Origin of the sequence: Streptomyces sp. NPDC127097, from assembly GCF_042724075.1 — a bacterium.
In the GTDB taxonomy this organism is placed as follows: Bacteria; Actinomycetota; Actinomycetes; order Streptomycetales; family Streptomycetaceae; genus Streptomyces.
Genome location: NZ_JBHXFI010000008.1, coordinates 44205 through 70994, shown reverse-complemented (window position 1 = coordinate 70994; position 26790 = coordinate 44205). Strand labels below are relative to the sequence as shown.

At 71.9% G+C, this 26790-nt stretch carries 21 protein-coding genes, 1 pseudogene and 1 riboswitch; of the genes and pseudogenes, 5 read left to right on the top strand and 17 right to left on the bottom strand.

Annotated elements, in window-relative coordinates:
• Window positions 1-141 precede the first annotated feature (141 nt).
• On the top strand, window positions 142-1002 hold the full coding sequence (locus tag ACFWJW_RS09495) for an alpha/beta fold hydrolase (protein WP_387237137.1): 861 nt from the start codon (window positions 142-144) through the stop codon (window positions 1000-1002).
• Between the two features lie 32 nt (window positions 1003-1034).
• Here ACFWJW_RS09495 and ACFWJW_RS09490 read toward each other — a convergent pair whose 3' ends face one another.
• Complete coding sequence (locus ACFWJW_RS09490; protein WP_387237134.1) at window positions 1035-1442, bottom strand: VOC family protein; 408 nt, start codon at window positions 1440-1442, stop codon at window positions 1035-1037.
• 92 nt (window positions 1443-1534) lie between these two features.
• Here ACFWJW_RS09490 and ACFWJW_RS09485 point away from each other — a divergent pair, with 92 nt between their 5' ends.
• Window positions 1535-2527 carry a helix-turn-helix transcriptional regulator gene (locus ACFWJW_RS09485; RefSeq protein ID WP_387237131.1) on the top strand — a complete coding sequence of 331 codons (993 nt, stop codon included), beginning with the start codon at window positions 1535-1537 and terminating at the stop codon, window positions 2525-2527.
• Between the two features lie 255 nt (window positions 2528-2782).
• Here ACFWJW_RS09485 and ACFWJW_RS09480 read toward each other — a convergent pair.
• The 7 genes and pseudogenes from ACFWJW_RS09480 to ACFWJW_RS09450 all read right to left on the bottom strand — a co-directional run.
• Window positions 2783-3016 (bottom strand): annotated as a pseudogene (locus tag ACFWJW_RS09480) (MFS transporter); the annotation flags it as partial.
• Complete coding sequence (locus ACFWJW_RS09475; RefSeq protein WP_387237128.1) at window positions 3013-3678, bottom strand: ArsR/SmtB family transcription factor; 666 nt, start codon at window positions 3676-3678, stop codon at window positions 3013-3015. The pseudogene ACFWJW_RS09480 and the gene ACFWJW_RS09475, both read right to left, overlap by 4 nt.
• A gap of 130 nt (window positions 3679-3808) precedes the next feature.
• The gene (locus ACFWJW_RS09470) at window positions 3809-8689 is read right to left on the bottom strand and encodes an SAV_2336 N-terminal domain-related protein (RefSeq protein WP_387237125.1); all 4881 of its coding nucleotides are present in this window, start codon (window positions 8687-8689) and stop codon (window positions 3809-3811) included.
• A complete protein-coding gene (locus ACFWJW_RS09465) occupies window positions 8686-9699 on the bottom strand; it encodes an AAA family ATPase (RefSeq protein ID WP_387237122.1) in 1014 nt (337 codons plus the stop codon). The genes ACFWJW_RS09470 and ACFWJW_RS09465 overlap by 4 nt, the downstream gene beginning before the upstream one ends.
• A 41-nt stretch (window positions 9700-9740) precedes the next feature.
• Window positions 9741-11909, bottom strand: a complete 2169-nt coding sequence (locus tag ACFWJW_RS09460; protein ID WP_387237119.1) for a trypsin-like peptidase domain-containing protein — start codon at window positions 11907-11909, stop codon at window positions 9741-9743.
• On the bottom strand, window positions 11906-12373 hold the full coding sequence (locus tag ACFWJW_RS09455; protein WP_387237116.1) for a CU044_2847 family protein: 468 nt from the start codon (window positions 12371-12373) through the stop codon (window positions 11906-11908). Before ACFWJW_RS09455 ends, ACFWJW_RS09460 begins: the two co-directional genes overlap by 4 nt.
• 109 nt (window positions 12374-12482) lie before the next feature.
• Complete coding sequence (locus ACFWJW_RS09450) at window positions 12483-13331, bottom strand: thioesterase family protein (protein ID WP_387237112.1); 849 nt, start codon at window positions 13329-13331, stop codon at window positions 12483-12485.
• A 96-nt stretch (window positions 13332-13427) separates the two neighbouring features.
• Here ACFWJW_RS09450 and ACFWJW_RS09445 point away from each other — a divergent pair, with 96 nt between their 5' ends.
• Window positions 13428-14063: a trimeric intracellular cation channel family protein gene (locus ACFWJW_RS09445; RefSeq protein WP_387237109.1), complete on the top strand. Its 636-nt coding sequence runs from the start codon at window positions 13428-13430 to the stop codon at window positions 14061-14063.
• Between the two features lie 15 nt (window positions 14064-14078).
• On the opposite strand, the gene ACFWJW_RS09440 is transcribed toward ACFWJW_RS09445, so the two are convergent.
• The 9 genes from ACFWJW_RS09440 to ACFWJW_RS09400 form a co-directional block, all read right to left on the bottom strand.
• Window positions 14079-15485 carry a M1 family metallopeptidase gene (locus ACFWJW_RS09440; protein WP_387237106.1) on the bottom strand — a complete coding sequence of 469 codons (1407 nt, stop codon included), beginning with the start codon at window positions 15483-15485 and terminating at the stop codon, window positions 14079-14081.
• 98 nt (window positions 15486-15583) lie between these two features.
• Window positions 15584-16693, bottom strand: a complete 1110-nt coding sequence (locus tag ACFWJW_RS09435) for an ABC transporter ATP-binding protein (RefSeq protein WP_387237103.1) — start codon at window positions 16691-16693, stop codon at window positions 15584-15586.
• Complete coding sequence (locus tag ACFWJW_RS09430; protein WP_387237100.1) at window positions 16690-17826, bottom strand: ABC transporter ATP-binding protein; 1137 nt, start codon at window positions 17824-17826, stop codon at window positions 16690-16692. The genes ACFWJW_RS09435 and ACFWJW_RS09430 overlap by 4 nt, the downstream gene beginning before the upstream one ends.
• Window positions 17823-18833 carry an ABC transporter permease gene (locus ACFWJW_RS09425; protein ID WP_387237097.1) on the bottom strand — a complete coding sequence of 337 codons (1011 nt, stop codon included), beginning with the start codon at window positions 18831-18833 and terminating at the stop codon, window positions 17823-17825. Before ACFWJW_RS09425 ends, ACFWJW_RS09430 begins: the two co-directional genes overlap by 4 nt.
• A gap of 78 nt (window positions 18834-18911) precedes the next feature.
• On the bottom strand, window positions 18912-20663 hold the full coding sequence (locus ACFWJW_RS09420; RefSeq protein WP_387237094.1) for an ABC transporter substrate-binding protein: 1752 nt from the start codon (window positions 20661-20663) through the stop codon (window positions 18912-18914).
• Between the two features lie 125 nt (window positions 20664-20788).
• A complete protein-coding gene (locus ACFWJW_RS09415) occupies window positions 20789-21787 on the bottom strand; it encodes an ABC transporter permease (RefSeq protein WP_387237091.1) in 999 nt (332 codons plus the stop codon).
• A gap of 383 nt (window positions 21788-22170) precedes the next feature.
• The gene (locus tag ACFWJW_RS09410) at window positions 22171-22962 is read right to left on the bottom strand and encodes an enhanced serine sensitivity protein SseB C-terminal domain-containing protein (RefSeq protein ID WP_387237088.1); all 792 of its coding nucleotides are present in this window, start codon (window positions 22960-22962) and stop codon (window positions 22171-22173) included.
• Window positions 22963-23036: 74 nt separating this feature from the next.
• Complete coding sequence (locus ACFWJW_RS09405; RefSeq protein ID WP_387237085.1) at window positions 23037-23843, bottom strand: enhanced serine sensitivity protein SseB; 807 nt, start codon at window positions 23841-23843, stop codon at window positions 23037-23039.
• Between the two features lie 90 nt (window positions 23844-23933).
• Window positions 23934-24581 carry an AAA family ATPase gene (locus tag ACFWJW_RS09400; protein ID WP_387237363.1) on the bottom strand — a complete coding sequence of 216 codons (648 nt, stop codon included), beginning with the start codon at window positions 24579-24581 and terminating at the stop codon, window positions 23934-23936.
• 298 nt (window positions 24582-24879) lie between these two features.
• Window positions 24880-24975, top strand: a riboswitch (glycine riboswitch).
• A gap of 151 nt (window positions 24976-25126) precedes the next feature.
• Between ACFWJW_RS09400 and gcvT the strand changes: the two genes are divergently transcribed.
• The gene (gcvT, locus tag ACFWJW_RS09395) at window positions 25127-26254 is read left to right on the top strand and encodes a glycine cleavage system aminomethyltransferase GcvT (RefSeq protein ID WP_387237082.1); all 1128 of its coding nucleotides are present in this window, start codon (window positions 25127-25129) and stop codon (window positions 26252-26254) included.
• Between the two features lie 124 nt (window positions 26255-26378).
• A complete protein-coding gene (gcvH, locus tag ACFWJW_RS09390; protein ID WP_042149008.1) occupies window positions 26379-26756 on the top strand; it encodes a glycine cleavage system protein GcvH in 378 nt (125 codons plus the stop codon).
• Window positions 26757-26790 lie beyond the last annotated feature (34 nt).

The following is a 26790-nucleotide window of genomic DNA, read 5'->3' as shown; positions in this document are numbered from 1 at the left end:
GGGGGCGCATGCGCAGCGCGCGGGAGCGCCGTACGCCGGAATGCCGGGGGCGGCCCACCGCCCGCCTCTCCCGGGTGACCCATGGGCCGGCCCGCCCAAACCCCCTCGACACCCCTGTAAGGAGTCACTAGCCTGACGGTCATGACACGCTGGCAGTGGCATCTGGACCGGACGTTCCGCACCGCAACGGGCGACGAGGTGCGCTGGGCCGCCCTCGGGGACCCGCGGCCGCACGCCCCGGCGGTGGTCCTGCTCCACGGGACGCCCTTCTCCTCCTACGTCTGGCGGGGCGTGGCACGGGCCCTGGCCACCCGGCACCGGGTGTTCGTCTGGGACATGCCGGGCTACGGCGCCTCGGAGCAGCGGACCGGCCAGGACGTCTCGCTCGCCGCCCAGGCCCGCGTCTTCGTGGAGCTGCTCGCCCACTGGGACCTGGCCACGGAGGAAGCCCGGCCGGCCGTGGTCGCGCACGACTTCGGCGGCTGTGTCGCCCTGCGCGCGCATCTCCTGCACGGCGCCCCCTACGCGCGGCTGGCCCTCGTCGACCCGGTGGCGCTCGCTCCCTGGGGCTCGCCCACGTACCGGCTGCTGGGCGCCCACCCCGACGTGTTCGCCCAGCTGCCGCCGGACCTCCACCGCGCGCTGGTACGGGAGTACGTCTCCTCCGCCAGCCACCCCGGCCTCCACCCGGCCGTCCTCGACCGGCTGGTCGAACCCTGGTGCACGGACGCCGGCCGCCCGGCCTTCTACCGCCAGATCGCGCAGAACGACCAGCGCTTCACGGACGAGATCCAGGGCCACTACGGCGAACTCGCCCTCCCGACCCTGATCTGCTGGGGCACCCAGGACACCTGGATCCCGCCCACGAAGGGCCACGACCTGGCCTCCCGTATCCCCGGCGCCCGCCTCCACCTCATCGAAGGCGCGGGCCATCTGGTGCAGGAGGACGCACCGGCCGAACTCGCGGCAGTACTGGGGGAGTTCCTGACGGGCGGTGGGTGAGGCCGAAGGCGTTGTCCCTTGGGCGTGGCACCTCAGGACGTCCGTGCCCCGAACTTCTCGATGGCCGCCGTGGTGACGGGGGTGAAGAAGTTGACGAGGTTGCCGTCGGGGTCGCGGAACAGCAGTGACCGGTTGCCCCAGGGCATCGTGGTGGGCTCGGTGACGACGTCGGTGACGAACCCGGACAGGTTCTGGTGCACGCGGTCCACGTCGTCGACGAGGAATTCGATGATCACGCTGCGGTTCTCCGCCGGGCGGGCGGAGCCCGGAGCGAACAGCGGGACGGTACGGGTGCCGGCGATCGCGAGGGTGGCGCGCGGGGTCCTGAGTTCGGCGAAGTCCTCGGTGGCCCACCTCGCCGGCACTCCGGTGGCGCGCTCGTAGAACGCGACGAGGCGCGCGACATCGCCGGTGATGATGCGGATCGAGACGAAGTCCATGGTGATCTCCTTGGCTGCCGGAGTGACGGGACTTCGCAGGTTAGGAGGAATAGGGGACAGAATCGGTCCGGTATTCGCCGTAACCTGTGGCCATGCCTCGACCCACCGGCCGCGTACTGACACTCCTGGAGCTGCTTCAGTCGGGCGGCACCCGGACCGTGGCCGAACTCGCCGACCGGCTCGGCGTCGAGGGACGCACCGTGCGGCGGTACGTGAACCAACTGATCGACCTGGACGTACCCGTGGAGTCGGTGCGCGGCCGGTACGGCGGGTACCGGCTCGCCCCCGGTTACCGCTTGCCTCCCCTGATGCTCAGCGACGACGAGGCGCTGGCCGTACTGCTCGGCCTGATCGCCGGCCGCCGAACAGGGCTGCGGACGACGGAGCACACGGCGAGCGAGACGGCAACGGCCAAGATCCGGCGGGTGTTGCCCAAGCACCTCGCCCGCCGGCTCGACACGCTCCTGGAGGCCCTCGCCTTCACCGACGAGCCCGGCGAGTTCGCCGCCCCGGACGCGGGAGTCCTGCTCACCCTCGCCGATGCGGTACGCCACCGCCGACCGGTCTCCCTCAGATACACCGATGGTCACGGCCGACGCAGCGAACGCACCCTGCACGCGTACGGGGTCGTCGCACATGCGGGCCGGTGGTACGTCACGGGCACGGACGCCGGCATCGACGAGGACCGCACCTTCCGGCTCGATCGCCTCACGGACGCGCGGACCCTGCCCGGCTCGTTCGAGGTGCCCGAGGGTCCCGGCCCGGCCCAGCGCGTGCTGTCAGGGTTCGCCACGGCGGAGTACCGGCACGAGGTGACCTTGCGGATCCACGGGACGGCGGAGCAGATCCGCGCCCACCTTCCCGCCGCCGTCGCGCGCCTGGAGGAGTACGAGCCGACAACGGACACGGCCCCGGCCCCCGAGCGCTGGCTACGCGTCGAACTACGGGCGGAGCGACTCGACTGGCTGCCTCTGGCCCTCGCCTCGATCGACCGGCCATTCGTCATCGAACGCCCCGATGAACTGCGCGACCTCGTCGTCGCCCTCGCCGGTCGTCTTACGTCCTGCGCGCTTCAAGACCGATGACGTCCTGCGCCGTCACCAGGTGAGGCTGCCGCCGGTCTCGTGAGCGTCCGACTCGGGGCGGCGTTCCCGGAGGTCGCGGGCGCGGTGGCGGTGGCGGTGGCGGTCCATCTCACGCCATTCCGGTCGCAGTCCGGCCACGTTCGTCGTGAGGAAGTACGCCGCCCCTCCGAGCAGCAGCACCGGCACGAGTCCGAACGAGGTGACGGCCGCTCCGGCGATCAGCCCGCCAAGCGGGATGCCGGCCCAGGCCAGCGCGTCGCCCAGTGGCCCGGTGAGCGCCTTGACCACGACGTACGGCGCCATCTCGCAGAAACCCACCAGCCCGGTCCAGGTGGCGCTGTGGGTGGTGACGAGCACGAACCAGGGCAGCGCGATGGCCGAGACGCGGGTGCCGGTCAACGAAACCGCCATCGCCGCGAGCAGTCCGCCCAGCGGCCGTAAGGACCGGCTGCCCGATATGCCGTCGCCGCCCGGGACTTCGCCCGTCACGGGGCTGCCGGTCCTGCCGCTTCCCCGAGGCCGGAACGGCCGGACGGCGCGGCGGGCTCCCCCGGTTCGGGCAGCAGTTGGGTGATCACGGAGATCCGCTCGGCACCCTCGGGCGCCCCGGCCGCCTCCTCCGGCGTATCCCGCCGGTACCGGGAGATGACGTCCCGCAATTCGCCGTACAGCGCCGCCGCTTCCGTGGACGTCAGCCGCAGCGGCCAGTCACTCATGTCGAACGTCTCCCGCCACGCGCGGGGCATCGTCTGGAGCTCGTTGAGCGTGCGCTGGGTGCGCAGGGTGTAGGTGGCCGCGACGGACTGGAGATAGGCCAGGGCGGCGTCGGGCTCCCGCTCGGCCAGCTCGGGGTCGTTGAACCAGGTGACCTGGTGCACCGAGCGCCACCAGCGCTCCCGTGCGTTCCCGCGCTCGGCGTCCTCCTCGACGAACCCCGCCGCGCCCAGCCGGCGCAGGTGGTAGCTGGCGCTGCCGGAGTTGACGCCCAGCCGCTCGGCGAGCCGGGTGGCCGTTGACGGGCCGTGCTTTCGCAGCAACCCGACCAACTGCAACCGGAGCGGGTGCGCCAGGGCACGCAGCCCCTTCGCATCGAGGACGGCCGCGTGCGTCCCGGCGTCCGGATCGTGGGGCTTCTCCTGTGGGTCGGTCATGCCGGGCAGCCTAGACCGCAAACACTTCTTTGCGAAGACTTCTTCGCAAAGAAGTGTTTGCGGAATACCGGGTACCGCTGCCCGCTCAACCACCCGCCGGGCAAGTCGACTTGGGCCTGCCGCTTTCCCCCTACGGAGCCATCCGCCTCCCCAGCCCGCGCACCACAGCCGCCGCCTCCGCCACGGCGGCCGACGAGGTCGGCAGGGCCTCCGGTGAGGTCAGGGATTCCAGGGTGGTGCGGAGGCGGCGGAGGTCGAGGCGGGAGGGGCGTGGGGTGTGGGTGAAGTAGGTGAGGATGGTGGTGAGTTCGGTGTCGAGGGTGTGGAGGGGGGTGGGCGGGGCGGAGTCGTCGTCGGGGGTCTGGAGGCGCAGTTGGTCGATCAGGGTGCGGACGGCGGCGGTCAGGTCGCGCAGGGCGGTGCCGGTGCGGGCGAGGTCCGCGGTGCGGGAGAGGCCGGGGTGGCGGGCGGCGGCCGGCGGGGCTTCTTCCTTGTCCCGTAGCAGTGTGCGGAGGGTGTCTGCCTCCGGGGTGCCGAACGCCTCGTGGGCGGTGAGGGCTTCGCGCCAGTGCGCCTGAGCGCTCTGTTTGCGGCCCAGGGCGGTCTCGGCGTGGCCCAGGGCGGTCAGGGCGTCGGCCCGCCACCGTTCGCCGCCCGGTACCAGCAGCCGTTTCGCCGCGTCCTCGGCGGCGGTCACCGCTTCGCCGGGGCGGATCAGGGCGACCATCGCCTCGGCCGTCCGGCAGCGGGTCCGCCCCGCCCACAGCCGCTGGCGGTCCTGCTCGAAGAGGGGCAGCGCCTGGAAGAGTTCGCGGAGCGCGTCGGCGTGCCGGCCGGCCGCCGACAGCGCTTCGGAGAGTGCGTAGCGGCCGTGTGCGAGGCGGGCGGAGCCGGCGGCGAGCCGGCGGTGGACGCCCACGCTCCGCTCGGCGAACAGCACGGCTTCGTCGCTGTTGCCGGTCGCCGCCCAGAGCCGGGCCAGCGCGGCGAGCGCATCGGCCTCGCCCAGCTGGTCGTTGCGGCGGCGGCACTCTTCCCAGGCCGCGGTGAGCTGCCGCTCCGCGGTGTCGTGCTGCCCCTGGTGGAGGGCGATCAGGCCGCGCGCATACATGGCGCGGAACCGCGTGAGGGCATCTCCGGCACGGTCGGCCAGCTGCTCCGCGCGCCGCGCCTCCGGCTCGGCCTCGGCGCACTTGCCCAGCGCGAGATACGCCTCGGCGAGCGCCAGCCGGGCCCGGCCTTCCGCCCGTGCGTCGCCGTCCCGGGCCGCCCGCGCCGCCACCGTCCGGGCGGCCGGCTCGTACGCGGCCGAGAGCACCCCGGAGTCCGCCGTCACCTGGGCGAGCAGCAGGAGGTCGGCGGCCTGGCGGACGATGCCCGGAGTGCGGAGCGCGGTACGGCGGACGAGGGCGAGCAGCCGGGGGGTCTCCTCGGCCCAGGTGGCCAGGGCCCGGTCCCGGTCCCGGCCTTGGCCTTGGTCCTTCGTGGTGGGGCGGGGTCCGTCGGAGGGGACGCGGGCGAGGTCGTGGAGCATCCGGTCGCCCGGGCAGCGGAGGGCGTGGACCTGCCGGCCCATGGCCAGATACCAGGTCAGCAGCCGGACCAGCGCCTCGTCACGGGCCGCCGCCGGTAGCTCCTGACCGGCGGAGCGGCAGGCCAGGCGCCGCAGTTGGCCCGTATAGCGATAGCGGTCGGCGCCTGCCTTGTGGAGCGCGCCGACCGAACGCAGCTCGTCCAGGAGGGAGTTGGTCTGCTGTGCCGTGGCATCGAGGAGGGCGGCCGCGGCGCCGGAGGAGAGGTCGGTGGACGAGGCCCCGGCGGTGTCCGTCACGGAGAGGAGGCGGAAGGCCCGCCGAGCCGCCGGGGAGAGCTGTGCGTCGAGCCACCGGAGCGCCGCGGGGCCGGGGTCGGTGAAGAGGCCCTGCGCCTCGGCGGGGGTCAGCGGGGCCAGTTCGAGGGCCTCGGCGGACGGGGGCAGCGGCGGGCGCCCACGGCCGGTGACCAGGACGGCGGCGCAGCGGGCCGCGGCCTTGCCGGTGCGGCCGGGGAGGAGGGGGGCCAGGGCGGCTGCCGCGTCGGCCCCCTCCGTCCCGTCGGCGTCGGGTGCATCGTCCAGCACGATGAGCACGCGGCGTTCGGCCAGCAGCGAGCGGTAGAGGGCCGCCCGCCCGTCGCGCCACAGGGGGATGCGGTCGTCCGGCACGCCCAGTGCGCGCAGCAGCGCTTCGAGGGCTCCGGTCGGCGTGACCCGCTCCTCTGCCGCCTCGGCGCTGCCGCGCAGATCCAGGAACAGCTGTCCGTCCGGGAAGTGCTCCGCCACCTCGTGGGCGACGCGCAGCGCGAGCGCCGTTTTGCCCGTCCCGGCCGGTCCGTGGAGGAAGCGGCAGGGAGGGGCGTCGCTTGTCCCTCCCGTCAGTACGGCGGCCAGCCGGGAGATCTGCTCGCTGCGGCCGGCGAACGGTTCCGGGGCGGGCGGCAGGGCGACCGCGTCGGCCCGTGGACCGGACGGATCGGGTGCGGGCTCCTCGGCGAGGGGGCGGAAGCGCCCGTCCCTGAGGTCGCTGCGCCAGCGCTCCAGACGGGCCCGCTGGGCGGCGGCGAACGGCCCCGGCAGGCCGGCGAGTGCTTCGCCGTCCCACAACGCCAGTGCCTCGTCGCGCAGTTGGCGGGCGGCGGCCGGATCCCCGGCGCGGCGGGCCCGGTCGATCAGTTGCTCGGCCCGGTCGAGGTCGAGATCGAGGACGGGTGCGCTGCCGTCGGGGCGGCGCAGGGCATAGTCCCCGTCCTGCTCCCTGACCAGGAGGTCTGGGCCGGGATCCGCGCCGGGGCCCGCTCCGGTGTCGGCGCCGAGGGCCGCATTCAGCCGGGTGGCGCAGGCGTACAGCGATGAGAGGGCGTTACGGGGCGGCCGGGCGCCCCAGAGGCCGGGAATCAGCTCGGCCGTGGCGGCGGAGTGTCCCGGGCGCAGCAACAGGGCGGCCAGCAGCGCCTGTTCCTCCGGTCCGCCCAGCGCGAGCGGCGTCGGCCCGCGCCAGGCGCGGACGGGTCCGAGGACGCCGAAGCGCGGTGGCGGCGGGGGTGGGGGCGCGGCGCGGCGCTGGGCCGGCACGGGGTGGTCGGTCAGCTCGGGCACCACACCCCCCATCCGCTCCAGCACCGGACTGGCCAGCACCGCGAAGGCCCGCGCCGACGCCTGTAGCCGCAGCTCCCCCTCCTCGTCCCCCATCAGGACCGGGAAGTCCGGCAACCGCCCCATGTACGGCTCCAGCGAGCGTCCCACCGCCTCGACGACCTCCACGGCCTGTTCGGCGCCGAGCCCGCTGAACAGCAGCTCCCGTACGCCGGGGCGGAAGTCGTAGACGGGCTGGACGAGTTGGCCCGGGGGCGGCGCGCCCAGGGCGCGGTCCAGGGTGTGGGCGGCGGCCGCGTCCGGCGCCTGGTCGGTGCGCTCCAGGAGTCCGCCGAGCAGGATCTCGGCGACATGGGTGGGCCCGGCGTCCCGCATCGTGGCGGCACGGACCAGCTGCATCAGGGGTGTGGTCAGGGGACGGATGGCCGAGAGGCGGACGGCGAGACGGTATGCCTCGGGCGAGAACGCCCCTCTGAAGTGGGACAGCAACTCCTCGGCCGTGCCCTGGGGTACGGCGGGCCGGGCGGACGCCGGGGGCGCCTCGTCCAGCAGCACCGTTTCGATCAGATGCGGCACTCCGGGGCGGGTGAGCAGCCCGGCCCACTGCTCCAGCGCGGAGGCGGTCGGGTGCAATACGGGCAGCGCGAGGAGGCCGTCCGCCTCCGGATCGCGCTCGCCGCTCAGCGCGTCGCAGACGATGAGCCGGCCGAGGGGGTCGAACTCACCCGGTGCGGCCAGGAGCCTTGGACGGGCGTCCAGGGCGGTGCCCCGCCACAGCCGCCGGGGCAGGGGGTTCAGTACGGCCAGCGGGCCGCCGCGGCCCCATGCGGCGAGCGCGCGTACGGCCTGCGGGCTGCGCCATCCCGGGCTCGTCCCGTCGGTCAGCAGAAAGGTCACCGCCGCGCCCGCGGACCGCCGGCGCCCCGCGGGGCCGCTCGGATTCCGGGGATCGACGGGCAGGACATGGACGGAACGGAAGACCGTGCTCCGGGCGAGGAGCGCGCGCAGCTCGGCCGCGAGCGGGCCCCACACCTGCATGGACGGCGAGCAGTCCACCAGCAGCACGGCCGACCAGCACCGCTCCTGGTCCGGCCGGGAGACGACATCGAGGAACCCGGTCTCGGCGGCGAGCCGGACGGTGGCCTCGATATCGGTGACGGTGCGGTGCGGGTGGTCCCGGGACCGGCGCAACGGGCGCAGCGCCCGGCCCAGTTGCTGGGCATCGGGCAGCGCCCGCCCACCGGGGACCCGCGCGGGACGGGCCCGCTCCGCGCCCGTCCCGCCGCCCTGGCTGCCCATCGCGTACAGCGCGCGACGGGGCGGGAGGGCCGGGGTCAGGGGGTCGGTGGGGTCGTTGGGGTCGTGGGGATCGGTACGGTGGGTGGAGTCGGCGTGATCGGTGGAGTCGGCGTGATTGGTGGGGTGAGTGGGCTCGGTGCGGCCAGTGGGCTCGGCGGCGGTCCCGGCCGAGCCGGCAGAACCTGCGGATTCGGCGGCAGCTGCGCACGCCTCGGCTCCGTCGGCCGCGTGGGCCTCGTCGGATGCGTGGGCCGCGTCGGACTCACCGGGCGCCTCGGCCGCATCGGACGCGTCCCACCCCCCGTCCCCACGCCGCCCGTCAGCCGGCCGGCTGCGGGTCCCGTCGGCCGTACCGGTCCCATCGGCCTTACCGTCCCCCTCAGCCCCCTCGGCCCCGACCCCGCCCGTACTCCCCGTCCCACCCACACGCTCCCCCGCATCCCCCGGCTCCCCCGTATCCCCCGGCGCCCCGGCCGCCGCACGCCCCTCCATCGCCCGCGACAGCCACAGCACATCGAGGAGTTCGGTGGCCCCGAGGTCGTAGCCGGCGGCCGACATCGCCTGTCGCAGTCGGTCGATCATGGCGACATGGACTCGTCGAGGCGGTGCAGCACGGCGGCGAGGAGCTCTTCCTTGGTGAGGTCGGCGCCGCTGATGCGCAGATGGACGGCGGCCAGCAGCTGGTCGGTGGCCAGGGTCTGGGTCTTGGCGCGCTGGTGGAAGACCTCGATGAGGTCCTCCGCCGCGGCGACCGCCTGCTCCCCCAGGTTGTGTTCGATGATCTTCCGCAGCCGGTCGCCGGTCGGCTCCGGCAGATCCAGCCGTACGCAGCGGCGCAGGAAGGCGGGCGGGAAGTCCCGTTCGCCGTTGCTGGTCATGATGACGACCGGGAAGTGGGTGCAGCGGACCACCCCGCGGTGGACGGCGACCCGCTCCCGGCTCCCGCTCAGCAGGACCTGGACCTCCTGCTGGTGCTCGGGCAGCCGGGCCAGCTCCGGGATCTCGAACTCGCCCTCCTCCAGCACCACCAGCAGGTCGTTGGGCAGGTCGATATCGGCCTTGTCGAGTTCGTCGACGAGCAGGACCCGGGGCCGGCCGGCCGCCAACGCGCTGCCGAGCGGGCCGAGGCGCAGATACTGGCCGATGTCGCCGGCCCCGGTGGCGCGCCGGACCCGGGGGCGGCGCGCGGAGCCGTGCGGGGTCTCGCGCTCCCGGCGCAGCGAAGCCTCCCGGAGGCGGCCCACGGCGTCGTAGCGGTAGAGGGCGTCCTGGAGCGTGGAGCGGCTGTTGACCGACCAGCGCAGGACGTCACCGAGCCCGAGTTCCTCGGCGACGGCGCGGGCCAGCGAGCTCTTGCCGGCGCCGGGGCGGCCGGTGACCAGCAGCGGACGGTGCAGATGCAGGGCGGCGTTGACGACGGAGATCTCGTTGCGCTCCAGCAGATACGGCGCCCGGGGCGTCTCCCCGCGGCCGGCGGGCAGATGGCGCCAGGGCGGCGGGGCGGGCAGCCGCGCGGGGCCGCGGAACACCCACCAGTCCTCCGGCGCCGCCCCCGGGTCGTCGTGTGGGCCTGCTGCGCTCTGTCCGGTCACCGCACTTCTCCTCGTTCATTGCTGCGTCCAGGTTCCGGCACTCAGGGCACCCAGGCGTCCGGGGCGAGTTGTGGGGGACGATGGTCGGGCGCGTCGTAGAGCAGGGACAGCCGGCGGCCGTGGTGGGTGTCATGGTCCGGCTCGGCCATCGCCCGGGCCCGTTCCAGGCGCACCACTTCGGGGACCTCGGCGTGGTCGGTGCCGTCGACCAGGGCCAGCAGGTCCTGGGCGATGTGTTCGCCGTGTTCGGCGCGGTGCCACAGCACGGTGTGGACGCCGGCCTGGACGCACTGCCGCAACAGCGTGCCGTGGTGGTGCGGTTCGCAGCACACGATGACCGTGCCGGCGTCGCGGTGCACTTCCAGTTGTGCGCGGGCGACCTTGCGGTCGGTGTGCCGGTGGTCGAGGACCAGGCGTTTGGCGTGCGGCAGGGCGGCGGTGCGCTGCTTCCAGCCGGCGTAGCTCTCCCGGGAGCGCTCGGTGGTGCGCACCACCACCCGCCGGGTGATCCCGGGCGCGAACGGCCCGTCCTCGTCGCTGTCGGGCGACTCCCAGGAGTCGACGTCCAGACCGAGCCAGGCGGACGGCAGGAAGTACTCCACCAGGGCGGTCTCCGGGTCCTCCCGGACCTCGGTGCGCAGCACCCGGCGGATGTCGTCGACCACCTGCTCACTGCCCGCCTCGGCATCGCGGACCAGCGCGAGCCGGTGCGGCTGACGGTCGGCGAGGGTCCAGATCTGGTAGGTGAAGCGGCGTCCGGTCGCGGTGGGCAGCAGCTCCACCTGGACGCGGGGGGCCAGCGCCGCCGGGGTGCCGGTGGCCGGCCGGACGGGGGCCGGGACGCGGACCGGGGCCGCGGCGGCCGTGACATCGGCGCGGAACTGCCAGACCGCCGCCTCGTCGACCCCGGACCGGGCGGCGACGCGCTCGACCCATGCGTCGAGGTCCTCGGCCGGGTACGCCCCCGCCGCGCGTTCGGCGACGCTGATCCGCACCACGCCCTGGAGCAGCGGCGGCACCGGCGCCCCGGTGGTGGAGCTGAAGCCCTCCAAGGCGTCCATCGCGTCGGCCAGGCCGGTGACGGCGGGCAGCTCCGGGGCGTGCGGCAGGACGCGTGCCAGGAGGTCGCGGGGGTCCGTACGGGTGCAGTGCGCCAACAGGCCGGAGAGGTCGCGGCGTTGGCGGGTGGTCAGGTATTCGGCGGGGCGGACCGTACGGGCGGCGCGGCGCAGGCGCTCCCAGTCCTCGCGGGCACCGTAGAGGCCGGGCCGGGCGTGCGGGTCATACGGGTCGGCGACCGGCGGCTCGTGGTCCCGTACCAGGTCGAGGAGTTCGGGGATGCCGCGGCGGACGCCGGCCGCCAGGCCGACCAGCCGTTCCAGGTCGGCGGCCGGGCCCGCCGAGGGCCTGCCGAGCCGGGCGGCGAGCCGCTCCTCGCAGGCGAGCACCGCCTCGCGGCCCTTCAGTACCCGCTCCAGCGCGGTGAGCAGCTGCTGGACCCCGCGCCGGGCGGTGGGCACCGCCGAGGGCGGCAGGGTGGGGAGTTCGGCCTCGATGGCGGGGACGCTGATGGCGTACATCGTCGTCGGCCGGGCCCCGGGGGCGGCGCCTTCCGGGGCTCGGTGCACGGCCGCGACCAGACCGACCACGGCCTGCCGCTCGCGGTCCCACAGCGGCCCGCCGCTGAAGCCCTCGGTGACCTGCGCGCCGCCGAGCACGTCCAGTGCGATCCAGGGCGGCGCGGAGATCCGGGGCACGGCGCGCACCGTGGGCAGCGGGTTGCCGCTGGCCCATAAGGCGATGGTCTCGTTGGCGTAGTTGTGCTGGAGGAACGGGGCCGGTTCGGCGCCCTCGGGTGCGGCGCAGGTCAGCTCCAGGACGGCGAGATCGCCGTGGTACGGCACCCGGCCGGGCTCGACGGGCGCGGTCCCGGACGCCGTGGCCCGCGGCGGCACCCACATCTCCCGTAAGACCCGGGCGGTCAGGTCGCGGCCGGCGGCGACATGGGGCAGCCGGAGGGTGACGGTGTCGCCGGGGCCGGGGGTCTGCTGGGCGAAACGGTCCCGGCCCAGCGCGCTGTTGACGACATGGGCGCAGGTCAGCACGAGCCGTTCGGCGACCAGCACCCCCGCGCCGATGGCGTGGTCGCCATGGCGCACGGAGGCGAAGGACTGCTGGAGCGGGGTGTCCGGGCCTGCGCCTGCGCTCACGGGGCCGTCCCGCCGGGTTCCCCCGCGTCCTGGGCGAGATTCCAGGTGGCCGAGACCTTGAAGCTCGCGTCTCCCTTGCCGGAGAACACCCCGAGGCTCAGATCGGAGCCGAGGGTGACCCCGAACTCCACGGTGACCGCGTCGGGGCGGTGGCTGCCGGCGGCGATCGAGCGATGGATCTGGCCGAGGACGCCGCCGAGCGGCCGCAGGGCCTCTTCGAGGGCCTCCCCGCCGCGGGTCAGCGCCCGGGCCACCCGGCTGTCGGCGCTGACCGGCTGGGCGGAGCCGAACTCCTCGGGGAGCTCCAACTCGCCGTCGCTGCCGGACTGCTGCGGTCGGCCGTAGCCGGACGGCGGTTGTGCGCCGGAGTGTTCGTGCGTGCCCGGACGGCCGGTGGCGGCCGGCTCCTCGGCCCGCAGCCAGACGACGGTTGCCTCATCGATTCTGAGAGCCACATCCCCCATGCCGGTCAGTCTGACATGAGCCGCCGGGTCACCGCCCGCACTTTCCCGTCCTTCTTCCGCTTCCGCACCCGCAGCCACCTGCGAAAAGGGCACGGAAGCGGCATCCTCCCTACCCCTGAAGCACCGCGCGCGCCAACTGCCGGGACTGGGCGACGAGTCGGTCCTCGGAGTCCCAGACCTCGGCGTCCTCCTCCAGGAAGCCGCCGGCGAGGTTGCGGGTGGTGATGGCGACCCGCAGCGGGCCGGGGGCCGGGCGCCGCCGGATGTGGGCGGTCAGTTCGACGGTGGGGACCCAGCCGGACAGGCCCATCTCGAAGGCGGTGGGCGGCAGCGCGTCCACGGTCAGCAGAAGGGAGAGCGGGTCGGGTTCGCGGCCGTCGGCCAGGCCGAACCAGGCGCGCATCTCGCCCTTGCCGGAGGGGGCGCCGACGGCCCAGCCCGCGGTCGCCGGGTCCAGACGGAGGGCGAGCCGCTCGGCGATGGCGGTGCTGCCGGGGATCGCGGGGCGGCCGTCGGGGGCGCTGTCCGTGCCCAGGCAGTGCTCGTACGGCGGGATGGCCGGAGGTTTGGCGGTGGTGCGGACGTCGTCGGGCAGCGCGCCGAGGTCGCCGTACGCGGCGAGCACCCGCAGCCGCTCGACCTCACTGCCGTCCTCCGCGAACTGGACGAGGGTGGCGGTGCCGGTCGACATCGTGCGGCCGGTGCGGACCACTTCGGTACGGATCACCGCGGGGCCCGGGACCGAGGCCGTGAGGTAGTGCGCGGTGACCGACATCGGGTCGGGGTGCGGGAGGGCGTCGCCCAGGGCGCGGCCCATGAGGGCGAGGAGGTAGCCGCCGTTGACCGCCTGGATGATCGTCCAGCCGGCGGAGAGGTGGGCGTCATAGACGCCGGGTGCGCGGCGGGTGACCGCCGTATCGCGGTCGAACTCGCTGGTGCGGTGGGTCGCCAGAGCCATGGGTTGCACGCTACACCGGATAGTTACCGACCGGTAGTGTCAGTTTTTACCGCCTCGGGCGGAACCCCTCCTTCCGCGCCTGCGATGATGTGCGCCATGCTTCACGTCCTCTACCTGGTCGGGGTCGCGGCCTTCGCGGCGAGCGGGGTGCTGGCGGCCTACCGCGCCAACATGGACCCCTTCGGCGGGCTGGTGCTCGCCTTCGCCGCGTCCATCTCCGGCGGCACGCTGCGCGATCTCATCCTCGACCGGCGCCCGCTGTACTGGACGCACGACTGGGTACTGCTGACCGTGATCATCTGCGTCGGCGTGGGCACCATGATCTATCTGCGATTCTGGCAGCTGCCGCACAAGTCACTGCTGGTGGTCGACGCGATCGGGCTGTCCGTCGTCACGGTGATCGGCGCCCGCGCCGCGATCGACGCGGGCGCCACCCCGCTCGCCGTGATCATCCTGGCGGTGCTGACCGGTGTCGCCGGTGAGGTCATCCGCGATGTGCTGTGCGGGGAGTTCCCGCCGCTGCTGCTGCGGGAGGACGTCTACGCGATCGCCGCGCTGGCCGGCGGCGGCTGCTATCTGCTGCTGCACCACCTCGGCACCGGCGCCACCCCCGCCGCGGTGGTCTCGGCGGCGCTGGTGTTCGCCCTGCGGATGGGGGCCGTCTACCTCGGGCTGCATCTGCCGCGGCCGCAGCAGCTGCGCCCCCGGGGCGGCCGGCCGGACGCCGGCTGACCCGGGGGCCGGGGCCTACTGCGGCAGCGCCGGCTTGCCGTCCGTGTTCAGCCAGGCGTCGAAGAGGTCGTCCAGCTGCTGCCCGGAGATCCTCTCGGCGAGCGCGATGAACTGGGAGGTCTCCGCGTTGCCGTAGCGGTGGCGGGCGGTCCAGGCCGGCAGCAGCTCGAAGAACGCCTTGTCACCGATCCGCTCCCGCAGCACCTGGAGCGTCATCGCGCCCCGGACGTAGACCGCGTCGGCGAACATGGTGTCCCGCTGCGGATCGCCGACCTTCACCTTCCAGAAGGCGCTGTCGGCCGGGATGCCGGCGTACTGCGCACGGAGCGCGTCATGGGCACTGCGGGTGCCGCGGTGCTCGCTCCACAGCCACTGCGCGTACGTGGCGAAGCCCTCGTTGAGCCAGATGTTCTGCCACCGCTTCACGGAGACCGAGTCGCCGAACCACTGGTGCGCCAGCTCATGGACGATGGTCGACTCGCTGCGCACCGCCGAGTAGACCGGCTTGGACTGCACCTCCAGGGAGAAGCCGGCCTGCGGCATGTCGTCGACGATCGCGCCGGTCTCCTCGAAGGGGTACGGCCCGAAGACCTTCGACCAGTAGTCGGTGGCCTCCGCGGTGATGCCGTAGACGTCGACCTTGCCGGTGGGCAGGGTGGGGTCGGTGGCGACGTAGATGGGCGTGCCGCCGGGCGTGGTGCCCGTACGGACGTCGAACTTCCCGATGGTGGCGGTGGCGAGGTAGGTCGCCATCGGACGGCTCTCGCGCCAATGGGCGTACGAGCGGCCGTGTGCCTCCCGGGTGCCGACCAGCCGCCCGTTGGAGACACCGGTCAGCCCCTTGGGGGCGTCGATGCGGATGTCGTAGGTGGCCTTGTCGCCCGGGTGGTCGCTGGAGGGGAACCAGGTCGAGGCGGCGTTCGGCTCGCAGGCGACGAAGACGCCGTCCTTGGTCTTCATCCAGCCGTAGTCGGAGCCGAAGACGATCGGGCCGCTCAGCGGCTTGGGGACACCGTGGTATGCGACGGTGACGGTGAACTTCGTGCCGCGGCGCAGCGGGAAGTCGGGGCGGACGGTTATCTCGTCGCCGGATCTGCCGAAGTGCGCCCGCCGGCCGTTCACCCGGACGCTGTCGACCGTCAGCTTCTGGAGATCGAGGTCGAAGGCGGAGAGGTTCTTGGTGGCGCGGGCGGTGAGCTTCGTGCGGCCGTCGAGCCGGCCGCTGCCGGGTTGGTAGCTGACCCCGAGGTCGTAGTGCAGGGCGTCGAAGCCGCCGTTGCCCAGGCGGGGGAAGTACGGGTCACCGACGCCGGGGGCGCCGGGGGACGCGCCGGGAGCGGCGGCGATGGAGGCGGCCGAGGCCACGGCGGTGGCCAGGGCGAGCCAGCGGGAGGTGCGACGCGCAGAACGGGAGAGTGCCATGAGCCGTCCTTTCGGACACACGGGCGAATGAAGAACAATCGCGCCGACTCTGCACCCTCCCGTGCCGCTTTGCCCGGGACTTTGCCAATTCCTCGGTGTTACTTACCGGTTGGCTCCTGGCCGGCCCCGCCGGACGCCCCGGCCGGCGCCGGGTCGGGCGCGTTCTCGGGGTGGTGGCAGGCCACTTGGTGACCGGTCCGCAGCGCGACCAGCGGCGGCTCGGTGGTGGCGCACACCTCGGTCGCCTTCCAGCAGCGGGTACGGAACCGGCAGCCGGAGGGCGGGTTGATCGGCGACGGCACATCGCCCTTCAGCAGGATCCGGTCGCGCTGGGTGCGCCGCTTGGGATCGGGCACCGGGACGGCGGACAGCAGCGCCTTGGTGTACGGGTGCATCGGCGACTCGTAGAGCGCCTTGCGGTCCGCCAGTTCCACGATCTTGCCGAGGTACATCACCGCGATCCGGTCCGAGACGTGCCGGATGACCGAGAGGTCGTGGGCGATGATGACGTACGTCAGGCCCAGCTCCTCCTGGAGGTCGTCCATCAGGTTGACGACCTGGGCCTGGATCGACACGTCCAGCGCGGAGACCGGCTCGTCGGCGACCACCAGCTTGGGCTTGAGCGCCAGCGCCCGGGCGATGCCGATGCGCTGCCGCTGGCCGCCGGAGAACTCGTGCGGATAGCGGTTGTAGTGCTCCGGGCTCAGGCCCACCAGCTCCAGCAGCCGCTGCACCTCCTTCTTCACCCCGCCCTCGGGCTCGACGCCCTGGAGGCGGAAGGGGGTGGAGACGATGCCGCCGATGGTGTGCCGCGGGTTCAGCGAACCGTACGGGTCCTGGAAGATCATCTGTACGTCCCGGCGCATCGGCCGGAGCCGGCCCTGGGACAGATGCGTGATGTCCTGGCCCTGGAACTCGATGGAGCCGCCGGTCGGTTCGTCGAGCCGGGTGATCAGCCGGCCCATCGTCGACTTGCCGCAGCCGGACTCGCCGACCACGCCGAGGGTCTCCCCGGGCCGTACGTCGAAGTCGATGCCGTCGACCGCCTGCACCGCGCCGACCTGCCGCTTGAGCAGGCCCTTGGTGATCGGGAAGTGCCGGACCAGACCGCGGACCTTCAGCAGCGGCTCGGCGTCGGCCGGGGCTGCCACGGAGGTCCCCTTCTGGAGCGGGATCTTCTTGTTCTGGTCGTCAGTCGTCTCGGTCATAGCTTCGGCGCAATCTCTTCGGTCCAGATACGCTCCCGCTCCTCCTGCGACATATGGCAGGCGGAGGAGTGCCCTCCCCCATTGGCGGGGGTGCCCCCACTGCCGGCCTCGCGCAGCTCGGGGCGGACCGTACGGGTGAGGTTGTCCTTCGGCACGTCCGCATACGGGCAGCGGGGGTTGAAGGCACAGCCGGACGGGACGTTGATCAGGCTGGGCGGGGAGCCCTTGACCGGGATCAGCCGGTCCGTCTGCTCCCGGTCGATGCGCGGCATGGACCCGAGCAGGCCCCAGGTGTAGGGGTGCTGGGGCTCGTAGAAGACCTTCTCGGCCGGGCCGCGCTCGACGCACCGGCCGCCGTACATCACCAGCAGATCGTCGGCGAGCTCGGCGACCACGCCGAGGTCGTGGGTGATGATGATGACCGCCGAGCCGAACTCCTTCTGGAGGTCGCGGATCAGGTCCAGGATCTGCGCCTGGACGGTGACGTCCAGTGCGGTGGTCGGCTCGTCCGCGATCAGCAGCTCGGGGTTGTTCACCAGCGCCATCGCGATCATGGCGCGCTGGCGCATACCGCCGGAGAACTGGTGCGGATGGTCGTCGACCCGCTTGTCGGGCTGCGGGATGCCGACCCGGTCGAGCATCTCGATCGCCCGCTTGCGCGCGGTCTTCTTGTCCACGTCGTGGTGGACCCGGTACGCCTCCATGATCTGGTTGCCGACCGAGTAGAAGGGGTGCAGCGCGGACAGCGGATCCTGGAAGATCATCGCCATCTCGCGGCCGCGCAGCCGGCGCACCTCGTCCGGATCGGCGGAGACCAGCTCCTTGCCGTCCAGCCAGATCTCGCCGGACATCTCCACCTTGCTGCGCTGCTGACGCGAGGCACGGTGCAGGCCCATCACGGCGAGCGAGGTGACGGACTTGCCGGAGCCGGACTCGCCGACGATGCCGAGCGTCTTGCCCTTCTCCAGGCTGAAGTTCAGGCCGTCGACGGACTTCACCAGCCCGTCGTCGGTGCGGAAGTGCACCTTGAGGTCGCGTACCTGGAGGAACGGCGCCGGTGCCTTCTCGGTGGTGGTGGCCGCGGCGGCCCCGGCCGCCGCGGTCTCGGTCTTGTCCTCGGAGGAGTCGGTCACGAGAGCCTCACCCGCGGGTCGACGGCGGCGTACAGAACGTCCACCACCAGATTGCACATGACGATGAAGAACGCGGCGAGCAAGGTGACGCCGAGGATGTTCGGCAGGTCGTTGGAGTTGATCGCCTCGACGGCGAAGGCACCGACGCCCTTGAGCGAGAAGACCTGTTCGGTGATCAGCGCACCGCCGAGCAGCAGGCCCAGGTCCATGCCGAAGACCGTGATGATCGGGGTGAGCGCGGCCCGCAGACCGTGCCGGACGACCACCTTGCGCTCCCGCAGGCCCTTGGCGCGGGCCGTACGGATGTAGTCCTCGCTCAGCGTCTCCAGCATGCCGGCCCGGGTGAGCCGGGCGTAGAGCGCGGAGTAGAGGAAGGCCAGGGTGACCCAGGGCAGGACCAGGGTCCGGGCCCACAGGAACGGATCCTCCAGCAGCGGTACGTAGTCGCTGCGTTCGAAGATCGGCCACTGGTAGGTGAACAGGGCCAGCGCCAGCGCGCCGGTGAAGAACATCGGGAGGGAGACGCCGGCCAGCGCCACGCCCATCGCCATCCGGTCGAAGAGCGAGCCGGGGCGCAGCGCGGAGAGCACACCGGTGGCGACACCGGAGACGACCCACAGCACGGCGGCGCCGCCGGCCAGCGAGAGGGTCACCGGAAGCCGGGACTGGATCTCCGGCCAGACCTCGATATGCGTTTTGAAGGAGTAACCGAAGCACGGCACATGGCACTTGGCCGCTTCCGGACCGAATTTGTAGTCGACGCCGACGAAAATGCCCTTGAGGAAGTCCCAGTACTGCTCGTACACGGGCTTGTCCAGGCCGAGATTCTTCTTCACCGCGGCGATGTCCGCGGGCGTGGGGGCCTTTCCGATGTACTGCTGGGCAAGCTGGTCGGTGCTCTGCCCGGCCAGCTTCGGCAGCAGGAAGAAGATGCCGAAGGTGACCGCGCTGACGATCAGCAGCAGAATCACTGCGCTGATCAACCTGCGGATGATGTACGAGAACACGGGGATGCGGCCTCGGCGCCGCGGGCCGGCCGGGGCCGGCCCGCGGACACCAATGCCTTCACCTGCCTTCCAGGGCTGCTACTTCTTGACGCCGATGTTGAGGTAGTCGTACTGACCGCTGAAGGCCGAGGTGGACACCAGGTTGGTGGCCTTGGGCGAGCGGTACATCAGGACCTTGAAGTAGGTGAGCGGAACGATCGCCGCCTGCTCCATCGTCTTCTTGTCGATCTCGGCGTACGCCTTCTCGCGGGCCGCCTTGTCGGTGTTGGCGATGGCGCTGTCGAGCAGCTTGTTGATCTCCGGGTCGTCCAGCTCCGACAGGTTGGTGTTACCGGACTGGCTGATCGCCTTGCCGTTGAGGATCTGCTGGAGGTAGCCGTAGCCGGTGGGGAAGTCCGAGCCCCACTGCATCATGATCAGGCCGACGTTGTTCTTCTTGTTGAACTTCGGCACACCGGCGTAGTCCGAGAAGTACTTGCTGGTCGGGTAGGACTGGATCTTGGCGGTGACGCCGATCTTCTTGAGCGAGTCGATGACCGTGGTGGCCGCGTCGACCTCGTCCTGGCGGTCGTTGCGGGCCAGGATCGTGGTCGTGGTCTTGCCGGCGCCGCACTTGTCCCAGTGCTTCTTGGCCTCGGTCAGATCCAGCTTGTCGCCGTCGTACTTCTGCGGGTACAGGTCGTACTTCTGGTAGCCGTCGATGTCGGTCGGCAGGACCGTGGAGGCCAGCTCACCGCGTATCGGACCACCGAGCGAGGTCTGTACGGCCTTCTTGTCGATGGCGTATTGGACCGCCTTGCGGCACTCGATGTTGTCGAACGGCTTCACCTTGGTGTTGAGCGCCGTGTAGACGAGCCGCTGACCGAGCGTGTTGTCGGTGTTGGCCTTCTCCTTGGGGTCGGTCAGGAGCTGGGCCTGCGTCTGCCCGTCGACACCACGGCCGGCCAGGTCCACCAGGGTGTTACCGGACTTGAGGTCCTTGTCGATGGTCGACTGGGCGACCTTCAGGTTCAGGACGATCTTTTCCGGCAGCTGCTTGCGCAGCGGGTCGGTCTTCGCGGACCACTGCGGGTTGCGGACCAGGGTGAGCTTCTTGCCCTCTTCGTAGCTCTCGAACTTGTACGAGCCGGTGGACAGCACGGACTTGGTGTAGTCGGCGCCCTTGTCCTTGGCCTGCGGGACCGGAGCGGTCTGCGGGGCGCTGACGAGGTAGTCGAACTCGGCGAACGGCTTCTTCAGGTGGAAGACGATCGTCTGCTCGTCCGGCGTCTCGATGGACTTCAGGCCGTCCTTGCTCTTGTCCTTGTAGGGACCCTTGTAGCCGCCGTCGTTGTCCTTGAGGAACTGCTGGAAGTAGTTCGGGCCCAGCGAGAGGGTGTCGCGCGCGAAGTTGCTGCGCTCGACGGCGTACTTGACGTCCTGCGAGGTCACCTCGGAGCCGTCGTCGTACTTGACGCCCTTGCGGATCTTGTACGTCCAGGTCTTGCCGCCGTCGCTGGGCTTGCCCATCGACTCGGCGAGGTCCGGGACCAGCTCGTTGCCCTTGGGGCCGGGGCCCGGCTTGAACGTGGTGAGCGGGCGCGCGTAGAGCCGGCTGAAGTTGTAGATGAAGGCGTAGTACGTGTTGCCCGGGTCGAACGACTCGGGGGCGTCGCTGATCGCGTAGGTGACCGTGCCGCCCTTCGCGTCCGAGGCGTTGACGATGCCCTTGGTGGCGGCGTTCGCCTCGCCGGAGCCTTCCGAGGAGCCCTTGCCCCCGCTACAGCCGGCCAGCAAAAGGCCCGCACTGGTGATGGCCGCGACAGCCGCGACCGGAACTGACCTTCGCATGGGTCGGTGTCCCCTTCGTTCGTCGAGAAACGTCGTACGTCGGTACGTCGGTACGTCGGTATGCCAGAACTACAGAACTGCGAAAAACGCTGGTGAGACTTCTGAGCGGGTGCCAGGCACGGCCATCAGCGGCTGCGCGGATCCAGCGCGTCCCTCAGACCGTCACCGAGCAGGTTGAACGCCAGCACGGTGACGAAGATCGCGAGGCCGGGGACGATCATGTACTGCGGGTCGACCTCGTAGTACTTGACCGCCTGGTTGAGCATGCCGCCCCAGGACGCCTGGGGCGGCTGGATACCGACGCCCAGGAAGCTCAGCGCCGCCTCGAAGAGGATGTTGGAGGGGATCAGCAGCGTCGAGTAGACGATGATCGGACCCACCAGGTTGGGCAGCAGCTCCCGGAAGAGGATGAACGGACCGCGGGCCCCCATGCCGCGGGCGGCGTCCACGAATTCCCGCTCGCGCAGCGACAGCGTCTGCGCGCGCACGATCCGCCCCATGTACGGCCAGTTGAAGAAGCCGATCACGAAGATCAGCACCGAGATGTGCAGCGGCAGGCCCTCCAGGCCGAAGGCGCCGCCCTGGAGCGAGGCGGAGATCGCGATGGCGAACAGCAGCAGCGGGAAGGCCAGGAAGACGTCCATCATCCGGCTGATGAAGGCGTCCACCCGCCCACGGTAGAAGCCGGCCACCACACCGAGGACGGTGCCGATGGCGACCGACAGCAGGGTCGCGCCGAACGCCACGATCAGCGACACCCAGGAGCCCTCCAGGATCCGGGCGAGCAGATCGCGGCCGAACTTCGGGTCCACACCCAGGGGGTGGTCCCCGCTCATGCCGCCGAAGTCGCCCTTGGGAAGCGTGGTGTTGGGGTCGATCAGCGACTGGTTGGGGTTGTTGGGATCCAGCCCCAGCAGCGCCTGGATCGGGCGGGAGAGCGCGGCGACGGCGATGAGCAGGATGACAACGATGGCACCGGCCACCGCGACCTTGTCCCGCCGGAAGCGCAGCCAGGCGATCTGACCGAGCGAGCGCCCCTCGATCCGCTTTCCTTCCACGCCTTTCAGCACCGCTTCCGGCTGCGCCTCAGCAGCTGCTCCGGTGGTCTCGATCGGTGCGGTCACGGTGCCTTTGACCCCTCTCGGCCGACAGTGGCCGGCCCATGCCCCGCCGCGGTAGCGGCCTTGTTCACATCACTGGTGCAAGTCATGCAGGCATCGCGGAAGTTCGCGTTTTATGGAAATTCAAAAGGTGCGACGCCGTTCTCGGATGACGCTCGCACAAAGGACCGATGACCCTTTGCTTGCCGGGAGTCTTCATCCGATTCGCGATCAGTCACCAGCCCTGAAGGGGAAAGGATGCGTAACTGTGATGTGATCCGCGGCATTCCGTTATACGGACAAAAGTTCGGGCTGAGCGGTGTGTATACGCGTGAGAAGGGCGCTCAACGGCGGGGCGCATGGGGCGAATTCACCGCAAGCCCGGCGCCGGGCGGCGGCGCCGGACGTCAGTACGGACGCGGGTAGCCGTAGCCGTAGGAGGGCGCGGGGGCCTGCGGCTGGACGTAGCCGTCACGGTCGAAGAAGGGGCGCGTGGAGGCCCGCATCCACATGCCGACCGGGTCGTACTCGTCGTTCATCGCGACCGTGGAGACGGGCAGACCGTCCGGAACCGCGCCGATCGACTGCTGGATCATCAACCGCACCGAATCCACCGCTTGTTGGCCGGTGTCGTACAGATCCAGACCGATCGCCAGATACGGGGCACCCAGCGCGGGCTGCACCCAGGCCCGGCGCAGCGAACGGACGGCGGGCGTCCGGTGGGCGTTCTGGGCGAGGAGCGCGTAGAACTGCGGGATGTCGATCACCGGCTCCGAGATCCGCAACGGCCCGGCGGGCAGCCGGTCGAGACCACCGGCGATCCGGCGCAGATCCAGCCAGGGGATGCCGACGCCGCCGCCGGGAGCATGCGGATTCAGCCACAGGCCCCAGCGGTCGGGGAAGAGCGCGGCGGCGATTTCGGTACCGGTGACCACCTCGTGGTCGCGGTTCCAGCCGGAGGCGGCGAGCTCGGGCGCCGAGGTCACACACGGCGCATAGCCGAGGCCCTCGACCTCCATGTTTCCGTACTGCGCATCGGGCATACCGGCCCGGCCCTGCCAGAGCAGCATCCAGACCTGGCCCGCGGCGAGCGATTGCAGCAGCGCCTCATAGGCGTCGTAACGGCCGGGCGAGACCTGCTGAAGCAGCTGCTCCAGCTGCCCCGCCGCCGCCGGCCCCTGATGCGCACCCGCGCTCACGTGGTCCGTCCCTTCTCTTCAGCAGGGCACGTGGGGGTGCGCCCGCCTGTCATCCAACCAGCTTAGGGCGTGCCCTACGGGTGGTCCCGGGAGTAGAAGGGGCGTACCCGCTCCAGCATCCAGTCGGCGACCGGGTCGCCCTGGGCGAGGTCGAGCATGACGAGTTGTACGGGCCAGGGCAGCGGTACCGCGCCGAGCGCACGTCCGAGGGCTGACAGTACCGTCTCGCGGGCGGTGCCGTCGTGCAGCGCGGTGGCGTCCGCCGCGACCTGAACACCGACGAACAGCGCGGGCGTGTCGCCCTCGACGCTTGCCAGGGCACGCCGGGCAGTCAGGACAATTCCGGCACCGGAGAACTCCAGCCCGGCCGAGGCCAGGAAGTCCACCGGCTCGTCCTGCCAGTCCGGCTCGAAGAGCCGCACCCGGCCACCGCTCGGCAGCCCCTCGAACTCCGGCTGCCCCAGCCGCCGCTCCCGGCATAGTTCGGCCACCGCGGGCGGCGGCAGCGGGACGCCGACCGTGCCGTCGGGGTTGACCGCCATGCCGATCTGCGGCGGCAGCCCGCGGGCGAACTCCCGGGCCGGGGCGACGGTGAAGGACATGTGCGAGCCGATCACCCGCAGGAATTCCTGCTCGGAGCTGTAGACCGGGACGTAGTGCGCTCCGTCGAGCTCGACGGTGGGCAGATCGAGGCCGCGGGCACCGGGGCCCGCGCTCTCCGGGCCGCCGCCTTCGGGCAGCGGCACCCACAGCCGGCTACGGCCGAGGACCTCGACGATCCGGCCGCCGGCGCCCGGGTGTCCGACGGACGCGGACAGCACCTCTTCGAGCTCGTTCGCCGGCCAGGCCAGCTGCGGTATCCCCTGCTCCGGAAATGTCATTCGTCCCACCCGTTCCAAACCGCGCCATCTGGCCAAAGACCCTAGACGAGAAGACGCGCGGTGTGGTGTGCGGGGGCGTGCCCGGGCGCATCAGTGGAAGGCGAGGGTCTCCAGTGCGCTCGCCGCCCGCCGGTCGAGGAGGACGGCGGAGCCGAAGCCCTCCGGCAGCCGGGCCGACTCCGCGGCGCCGACCAGCCGCCCCACCGCCCCGCGGTGCCGGGCGAAGGCGTACCCCGACACCCCGCGACCCCGTGACTCCTGGCCGGAAAGCGCCACCTCGGGCGCCACATCGAGCAGCACCAGATGCGCCCCGCGGCCGCCGCGCCGCGCCGCGCGCGCGATCCAGCGGCGCACCCACGCCAGCGTCCCGCAGTCGTGCACCACCACGCTGTCGCCGGAGCGCAGCGCACGGCCCAGGGCCAGATAGTGGGCGGCGCGGACCAGCGGGCGGTAGAGGCCGTACGGCAGCCGGCGCAGCCTGCCGTGCTCCCAGCGCTCCCGGACGTCCTGCGAATCGATGCGGTGGACGACGGCGCCGTGCCCGTCCAGCGACGGCACGACCCGGTGCATCAGGGTGCTCTTGCCGCTGCCCGGCAGCCCGGAGACCACCACCAGGTCGCCGGCCGGGTACCGCAGCTCGGTGGCGCCGGGCGGGCGCCGCTCGCCCCGGAGGTCCACGACCGCGGTGCGGCGTCCGGGCCGGATGACGGCCCGCCGCGCACGGCCGGTCCGGGACATGGCGGCGGACGGCGCCGTCGGCACGACGTCCGGGGGCACGACCCCTGAAGTCGCCCCGAATGCCGCTTCGCTGTGCACCGTGATCGCCCTCCCCGCCCGTTCTGGTCCGGTTCGCGTCCGTCCCCTACCCGCAGAGTGTCAAGAAAAGGTAATGCCCATCAAGGCGATTGTCCGATCTGCCCACGTGGTGGGCGGGGCGGCGGCGGGGGCTCCTTTATCCGGCGTTCCCGTGCAATGATGTGGCCGCCACGTGCACATCACAGCTCACCTGTGCACCGCCAACTGCATACCGGCCGCTTGAACCCGCGCGGGAGAGTCCCCGGCCGCCACGGCGGGGCGCCGAAGGAGCAAGTCCTCCCTTGAATCTCTCAGGCCCCTATACCGCACGGGCGAGGCAGATCTGAAAAGCGAGCCGCCGCCCGGCTGACGGGGCGGCTCCACCCAAGGTGCAAACCGGGTCCGTTCGCGGGATACCGGTGAACCTCTCAGGTTCCGATGACAGATGGGGAGAACGTCTTGTCACCCCTGCCTGGGAGCCCAGAACCATGACTGATGCCCCCCGCCGCACCGCGCTGGATGCCACCCATCGCGCGCTCGGCGCGACCATGACCGACTTCGCCGGCTGGGACATGCCGCTGCGCTACAGCAGCGAGCGGGACGAACATCTCGCCGTCCGTACCCGCGCCGGCCTCTTCGACCTCTCCCACATGGGTGAGATCACCGTCACCGGGCCGCAGGCCGCCGACCTGCTCGACTACGCGCTGGTCGGCAACATCGGCGGCGTCAAAACGGGCCGGGCCCGCTACACCATGATCTGTGAGGACAAGGGCGGCATCCTCGACGACCTGATCGTCTACCGCCTCGCCGACCAGGAGTACATGGTCGTCGCCAACGCCTCCAACGCCCAGGTGGTGCTGGACGCGCTGAGCGCGCGAGCGGGCGGCTTCGACGCCGCGATCCGTGACGACCGGGACGCCTACGCGCTGCTCGCGGTCCAGGGCCCGGAGTCCCCCGGCATCCTCAGGAAGCTGACGGACGCCGATCTGGACGGTCTGAAGTACTACGCCGGGCTGCCCGGCACGGTCGCCGGGGTGCCGGCGCTGATCGCCCGTACCGGCTACACCGGTGAGGACGGCTTCGAGCTGTTCGTCCGGCCGGCGGACGCGGTGGCCCTCTGGGAGGCGCTGACCGAGGCGGGCAAGGACGCCGGGCTGGTGCCCTGCGGGCTGTCCTGCCGGGACACCCTGCGCCTGGAGGCGGGCATGCCGCTCTACGGGCACGAGCTGACCACCGCGACCACGCCGTTCGACGCGGGCCTGGGCCGGGTCGTGAAGTTCGAGAAGACCACCAACGGCGGGGACTTCGTGGGCCGCGAGGCGCTGGCCGAGGCCGCCGAGCGCGCCGAGACCCGGCCGCCGCGCAAGCTGGTCGGGCTGATCGCCCAGGGCCGCCGGGTGCCGCGGGCCGGCTACCCGGTCGTCACGGCCGACGGCACGGTCATCGGCGAGGTCACCTCCGGGGCCCCGTCCCCCACGCTCGGCAAGCCGATCGCCATCGCCTATGTCGACGCGGCCTACGCCACGGCGGGCACGGAGGGTGTCTGCGTGGACATCCGTGGAAGCCATGAGCCGTACGAGGTCACCGCGCTGCCGTTCTACAAGCGGCAGAAGTAACCGCTCCCCTACGGCAGGCGGAGGCGCGCGCCCGCGCGTCTCACCGCGCACGACGTTCCCCCGGGCTTCGTCCGGGTGGTGCCCCCCTTCACGATCACACCCTCGCGTACAGGAGAATCGAGCCATGAGCAACCCCCAGCAGCTGCGCTACAGCAAGGAGCACGAGTGGCTGTCGGGCGCCGAGGACGGCGTCTCGACGGTCGGCATCACCGAGCACGCGGCCAACGCGCTCGGCGACGTCGTCTACGTACAGCTCCCTGAGGTCGGCTCCACGGTCGCGGCGGGCGAGACCTGCGGTGAGCTGGAGTCGACGAAGTCGGTCAGCGACCTCTACTCGCCCGTCGACGGTGAGATCGCCGAGATCAACGAGGATGTCGTCAACGACCCCTCGCTGGTGAACTCCGCCCCGTTCGAGGGTGGTTGGCTGTTCAAGGTGAAGATCAGCGGCGAGCCGGGCGACCTGCTCTCGGCCGACGAGTACGCCGCCTTCATCCAGAGCTGAGCCCCGGCTCTCCCTCCGCTCCCGGGCCCGCCCG

Excerpts from the sequence above, each read along its gene's own strand:
- ACFWJW_RS09435 (WP_387237103.1), bottom strand. The coding sequence starts at position 16,693 with ATGACCGAGACGACTGACGACCAGAACAAGAAGATCCCGCTCCAGAAG.
- ACFWJW_RS09495 (WP_387237137.1), top strand. The coding sequence starts at position 142 with ATGACACGCTGGCAGTGGCATCTGGACCGGACGTTCCGCACCGCAACG.
- ACFWJW_RS09490 (WP_387237134.1), bottom strand. The coding sequence starts at position 1,442 with ATGGACTTCGTCTCGATCCGCATCATCACCGGCGATGTCGCGCGCCTC.
- ACFWJW_RS09405 (WP_387237085.1), bottom strand. The coding sequence starts at position 23,843 with ATGACATTTCCGGAGCAGGGGATACCGCAGCTGGCCTGGCCGGCGAAC.
- ACFWJW_RS09455 (WP_387237116.1), bottom strand. The coding sequence starts at position 12,373 with ATGGGGGATGTGGCTCTCAGAATCGATGAGGCAACCGTCGTCTGGCTG.
- ACFWJW_RS09475 (WP_387237128.1), bottom strand. The coding sequence starts at position 3,678 with ATGACCGACCCACAGGAGAAGCCCCACGATCCGGACGCCGGGACGCAC.
- ACFWJW_RS09485 (WP_387237131.1), top strand. The coding sequence starts at position 1,535 with ATGCCTCGACCCACCGGCCGCGTACTGACACTCCTGGAGCTGCTTCAG.
- ACFWJW_RS09470 (WP_387237125.1), bottom strand. The coding sequence starts at position 8,689 with ATGATCGACCGACTGCGACAGGCGATGTCGGCCGCCGGCTACGACCTC.
- ACFWJW_RS09400 (WP_387237363.1), bottom strand. The coding sequence starts at position 24,581 with ATGTCCCGGACCGGCCGTGCGCGGCGGGCCGTCATCCGGCCCGGACGC.
- ACFWJW_RS09445 (WP_387237109.1), top strand. The coding sequence starts at position 13,428 with ATGCTTCACGTCCTCTACCTGGTCGGGGTCGCGGCCTTCGCGGCGAGC.
- ACFWJW_RS09420 (WP_387237094.1), bottom strand. The coding sequence starts at position 20,663 with ATGCGAAGGTCAGTTCCGGTCGCGGCTGTCGCGGCCATCACCAGTGCG.
- gcvH (WP_042149008.1), top strand. The coding sequence starts at position 26,379 with ATGAGCAACCCCCAGCAGCTGCGCTACAGCAAGGAGCACGAGTGGCTG.
- ACFWJW_RS09450 (WP_387237112.1), bottom strand. The coding sequence starts at position 13,331 with ATGGCTCTGGCGACCCACCGCACCAGCGAGTTCGACCGCGATACGGCG.
- ACFWJW_RS09440 (WP_387237106.1), bottom strand. The coding sequence starts at position 15,485 with ATGGCACTCTCCCGTTCTGCGCGTCGCACCTCCCGCTGGCTCGCCCTG.
- gcvT (WP_387237082.1), top strand. The coding sequence starts at position 25,127 with ATGACTGATGCCCCCCGCCGCACCGCGCTGGATGCCACCCATCGCGCG.